The 1,481-nt window shown below is 41.5% G+C and carries 4 protein-coding genes; all 4 read right to left on the bottom strand.

Annotated features, from left to right (window positions below; all coding sequences use genetic code 11):
• Positions 1–472 (bottom strand): hypothetical protein (locus Q0140_RS00495; protein ID WP_297960459.1); only part of this gene is annotated, 472 nt, incomplete at its 3' end.
• Between the two features lie 3 nt (positions 473–475).
• Positions 476–616: a hypothetical protein gene (locus Q0140_RS00490; protein ID WP_297960456.1), complete on the bottom strand. Its 141-nt coding sequence runs from the start codon at positions 614–616 to the stop codon at positions 476–478.
• The gene (locus Q0140_RS00485) at positions 609–992 is read right to left on the bottom strand and encodes a hypothetical protein (protein ID WP_297960453.1); all 384 of its coding nucleotides are present in this window, start codon (positions 990–992) and stop codon (positions 609–611) included. Before Q0140_RS00485 ends, Q0140_RS00490 begins: the two co-directional genes overlap by 8 nt.
• Positions 992–1,481, bottom strand: a 490-nt coding sequence (locus Q0140_RS00480) for a DUF5309 family protein (protein ID WP_297960451.1), incomplete at its 5' end; no start/stop codon positions are given. The genes Q0140_RS00485 and Q0140_RS00480, both read right to left, overlap by 1 nt.

Genomic DNA, 1,481 nt, shown 5'->3' with positions numbered 1-1,481 from the left:
CGGCTTGCTCGGTTTTGTCTAGCTTGTTATTGACGGAATTTTTTAAATCGTCGAAATCTTCTTTATCTGTTTTTAAATTTAGCAGTTCGCCGATCTTTTTGCTAGAGTAGGTTGTCGTAGTTTTTTCCGCCGTATCGTTGATTAGTCCACTTTTTAAAACGTCCTCTATCTCTGTTTTTAGCCTTTGCAAGCTTTGCAGCAAAGCTTGCTGCTGTTCGAATTTTTGATTTATCGTGGCGGCTTTTTCTGAAATGTCTTTATGCGCGACGTCCACCTTGTCCTTAAGCTCTTGGACAAAAATTTTATCTTGCAAGACCTGTTTTGCTTTTTCCAATATGTCGTTATAGATAGTCGTTAAGTGGCTGTTATCGATTTTACCGATGGAATCGATCGCTTTTTCTATTTCTGCACTTAGAGCTTTTAAAATTTCAAGCTTTTCAGCGCCCAGTTTAAGTTCATAAATCGATACCATTTTTTACCCCTTTAATATGCTTGCTGTAATGAGAGCATTAAGAATTTTTAGCCGCTCCGCCAAAACTTGCAGCAGCTCTAAAATGTCGATGTCCGATATTGCCTCGGCGTTTAAAAGTGCCGTATTAAATCCCTCCTCAGTCATCGAATATCCTTTCTTTGCCGTCGTTTGCGATATAATCCGAAATGATTTCAAGTGCCAAATCCCTATAAAAAGCGTCCTGATTAATGATAAACGCTACGTAGTTGATTACCGCATGCGTTAGGCTCTCATCGATCATAATATGCTCTTTTTCGTCATTAAAATTTGGTTTATCGGGGTATGTGATATAAAAGCCGTTTGCGACGTTTCTATATACTTGTTCACTCTCTACGCTGCGCAATAATTCGCTAGGCGTGCATTTGTTGGCTACCCACAGCATAGCTTCTAAAAACATTTCGGACAATATCTGATCGGGCGGCATTTTTTTGCCGCCCACGATCTTATGGGCTAGAAATTCTTTTGCGAATTTCGATGTCATTATTTGACCTTTAAGCCTACGCCGATTGCAAAAGCGTCCGCATTTCGCACCTCAAGCGTTGCCTCGGTGTAGTAGCGCTTTTGTTTCGCGGTCTTGCTCGTAGTTACGTTCTCGATCATAGTAGGGATCAAAAGTCCGTTTTTCATAAAGCTAAAATCGCCCGCTATCAAAACATCGTCTAGGTGGTTTTGCTCGGATAGGTATCTGTGAAGCCTAAAATTTACCTTTCCGAAGTCGGTATCAAGGCTTACGACGCTTGAATTGATGCTTTTTTCGTTGCCGAATTGGCGAGTAGCAAAAGCATTAATCGCTTTTTTGAGTTTTGCGCCAATGAAAACGTCTCTAGGTGTCGCGCCCGTATCCCAAATGCTTTGCAAAATTTGATTTAAATATTCCTCGGTTAAAACTGAAGGCGTGCCGGTCCAATCTTTCTTGCTGTCGAAAGCAAGGACATTGCCGCGTCTGCCATTAGCAAATGCCGCTTCCCCT

The organism is uncultured Campylobacter sp., from assembly GCF_938045405.1.
In the GTDB taxonomy this organism is placed as follows: Bacteria; Campylobacterota; Campylobacteria; order Campylobacterales; family Campylobacteraceae; genus Campylobacter_B.
The sequence above is the reverse complement of the archived record's forward strand: the minus strand, read 5'-3'. Positions and strand labels throughout refer to the sequence as shown.